This window comes from Patescibacteria group bacterium (genome assembly GCA_034660655.1).
GTDB lineage: Bacteria > Patescibacteriota > Patescibacteriia > JAACEG01 > JAACEG01 > JAACEG01.
Genome location: JAYEJU010000044.1, coordinates 1 through 2,521 on the forward strand (window position 1 = coordinate 1; position 2,521 = coordinate 2,521).

Here is a 2,521-nt window from a genome sequence, read left to right on the forward strand (position 1 = left end):
AATGCAATACCACCAGTTTTAATATGGCATGTTGCAAAAGCATTGATTGAACAAATTGAAAAAAAATAAGGAGTTTTGAAAAATGGAATTCACCCCCAGCCCCTCTTCCATTTTTCAAAACAAAAAAATCAAATACAATAATAAAAAGCCCACCAAAAACGGAATAAAATGGATAAATTTTTCAAAAATACGCAAGGCACGTTGCGCTCTCACTCCGCTATCGCTCCGTTCGGCTCGCCTAACACAGTATATGCGGTTCGCTCGTTGCACTTCGCTCTCCCATATTTTGCTCCGTTTCACTCCGCAAAACATCGCATATACTGAAACGTTGTACGAAATAAATTTTTTATCTTGGTGGAGATTTGAATATTTAAGTGTTTTGAACACGACGAAAATTTGATTTTTTTATTAATTTAAAAGGGGAGACATTGTGTTTTCTCCGCTCCGCTACGAAAACGATTTATTTACAAATAATCACATGAAAGAACAAAATTATCAAACCAATCAAACAACACAAGAAGAACAGGATATTAACGAATCTGTTTATCAACCAAAGAAAAAAAAGAGGTGGCTAAAAATCACAATTTGGATAGTCGCAATCATAATTATTATTACAATCTTATTATTTTCTTTTCCGTATATATTAAACATAATATATGGCAAAGACGCTCCTTCTCCAGATGATAGTGATTTAGTATTGTCCGCTGCAAACATTCCTAAAAATGATAATAGTTATTTTGACCTAATTAAATTAAGTAGTATTTTGGATGGCCAAACAAAAAAGGCGCAGATTAAAATTGACATACCCAGTGGTATAAATGACTTAAAATTTTTAGAAAGTAATAATTGGGATATTAACTTGATCGAAGAATTATTAAATAAAAACGAAAAAGCCCTACAAATTTTTAGTGAAGCCGCAAATAAAACACAATTTCAATTTGACATAACAGGAAATCCCGAGAATATACAACCAAATATGCCGGTTGTAGCTCTTAATTCATGGCGCCAAATTGCAAGGATTAACGCAATAAAAGCGATCTATCTAATGCGACAAGGCGAAGAAGAGTCCGCTTTTAATGAAGTAATAAAAATTATAAAAATCGGACACGATATAGAAAAATCAAAAAACATTCATTTACTAGGTTATTTTGTTGGAATTGCCATTGAGCAAGAAGGCTTGAAAACAATGCAGACTTTAATAAGTAATACATCTTTACCTTCAGAAATTTTATCATTTTATCAAGAACAAATTCAAAAATATCGACCCACAAATAACAGCGACCAGCTCCGTGTAGAATATTTGAGCTTTAAAAATGCGATTAACTATGTTCAAAATTCAGGTCTTGATAAGGACATGCAAAATTTATCAAAAAATAATTTTTATTTTAAGCCAAACCAAACTCTTGAATTTGTGATTAAACACTATCGTCAAATGATAGATAGATTTGAAAAGCCATGTTATGACGCATCAAACATTACAGGTAATTTACCGGAAGTATTGCCATGGAAAATTTATTTTACAGAAAATGCAGTTGGTAAAATGCTGGCTAGTCTGACAATGGTTGCCCTGGATGGGGTACGTGATAAAAAATGTAATATTGATACATTGATAGATTCAGCTGATATATTATTCGCTATAAAAAAATATCGTCTAGAAAAAAAGTCATACCCACAAAGCCTGCAGAGCTTAAGCCCGAATTATATCATTAAACTACCCGATGACCCTTTCAGCGGGCAACCTTTTATTGTTAATATTAAAGATTCAACAATACATTCTGTCGGTGCTAATCAAAATGATGACAATGGACAAAGTGATGACATTTTATCTAGCTATAATTTTGCTGTTGTTAAAGCTAAAACTATTGATATTACAAAAAAAACCCAACCTAACGCCAACTTGGATAGCGACAAAGACGGCTTAACCGACGAAGATGAAATAATATATGGTACTGACCCAAATAATAGCGACACAGATGGCGACGGCTACTCAGATGGTCAAGAAATATCCCATGGATATGACCCCCTACATTAATAATAATTAATTGAAAAAAAATGTTAAGCTTAGCAAATATTATAATTTTATTAGCTTCAATTAGAGTATTAAACCAGACCCAAAAACCTTTGTATCCGGCCTTAATTTAGATTGTCATAAGATTTATATTTGGATTGCTGTTTGGAGATGCACTAATATCCGTATTAATTATATCTATAATATCATTCGTTTTAGCTTTTGTTTATTTCTGGTTACTAACCAAAACAGAAGGGTCAATATTTTGGTGGATAATCCTTATGCTCGGAATAGCAATTGGATTAATTTAAAAAAATAATATCCAAAGATGAATAATAAGGAGTTTTAAAAAAATTGAATTTACCCCTTTAATTCCCCTCTTCCATTTTTTCAAAACAAAAAATCAAATTTTCTTTTCCGCAAAAAAGAATTAAAGCGATTAAAACCAGATAAAAAATTTACATCGTACAACACCTGCATATGCGGTTCCAGAAATTTACATTAACTAAATTT

At 31.8% G+C, this 2,521-nt stretch carries 1 protein-coding gene; it reads left to right on the top strand.

The annotated features are described in order from the left end of the window. The first annotated feature begins 478 nt into the window (after window positions 1–478). Window positions 479–2,032 (top strand): hypothetical protein, encoded by a 1,554-nt coding sequence (locus U9O55_03320; GenBank protein ID MEA2088840.1) that lies wholly within the window; start codon window positions 479–481, stop codon window positions 2,030–2,032. Window positions 2,033–2,521: the final 489 nt, after the last annotated feature.